1 pseudogene is annotated in these 757 nt (G+C 38.7%); it reads right to left on the bottom strand.

Annotated features, from left to right (window positions below):
- A pseudogene (locus JCM19043_RS15780) lies at positions 1-757 on the bottom strand (transposase); the annotation flags it as partial.

Below are 757 nucleotides of genomic sequence, written 5' to 3'. Positions count from 1 at the left end.
TGCTAGTTTTGATGCATTATAAATAAGCGTCACTAAATCAAAGTGAGCTTTTGCACGTTTTCCTGTACGGTAACGAACATTATTAAGCTGGAAAAACTCCTTAAGATAGCCATTTACTCTTTCGACAGAACTGCGACGTTTAGCAATAGTTTTCCATGCCTGTGAACCACGAGCAGGAGCTGAATATTTCCGAAGATCTGTTGTTATTTTAACCTTGTACACTTTTTGACAAATACCTTCGGTATTTAAGGGACATTCACTACATTCTTTAGGTCGTGTGTACTTTAATGTTTCATACTTTGGATCATAGCTGTCGTAACGATATGAATGTTCACGGAAACATGTTGGCGCAAAGTGTTCATCATACCCTACGAGCTCCCTTTCATTCTTTTTGTTATAGGCAATGTTTGCGTGTTGACCCATACGGTATATTTGCTCATAAATAGGCGCATAATCATAGCAGCATCTAGTGTTTGATACCGTAATGATGGTAGAAATAATCGATTTTGAATACCTTTAAGCAGAGGAATAGCTGCTTTTCCATCATTTAAGTTTCCAGATGAAAAGAGAGATTGCAAGATATACTGACTTTTGGCTCCAACGGCTAAGTGGCCCTTAAATCCATACCAGAAGACATTTTTGCCTTGGCTATTCTTTTTGACACCCCATTGAGGTTCTTGTGGCACTTCGGAACGAAGTGCCTCTAATGGAGCGTCTAATTGGTCTTCAATTTTCTTTTCGTAAAGAGACAGATTCG

Origin of the sequence: Halolactibacillus sp. JCM 19043 (assembly GCF_001310395.1) — a bacterium.
In the GTDB taxonomy this organism is placed as follows: domain Bacteria; phylum Bacillota; class Bacilli; order Bacillales; family Amphibacillaceae; genus Halolactibacillus; species Halolactibacillus miurensis.
The sequence above is the reverse complement of the archived record's forward strand: the minus strand, read 5'-3'. Positions and strand labels throughout refer to the sequence as shown.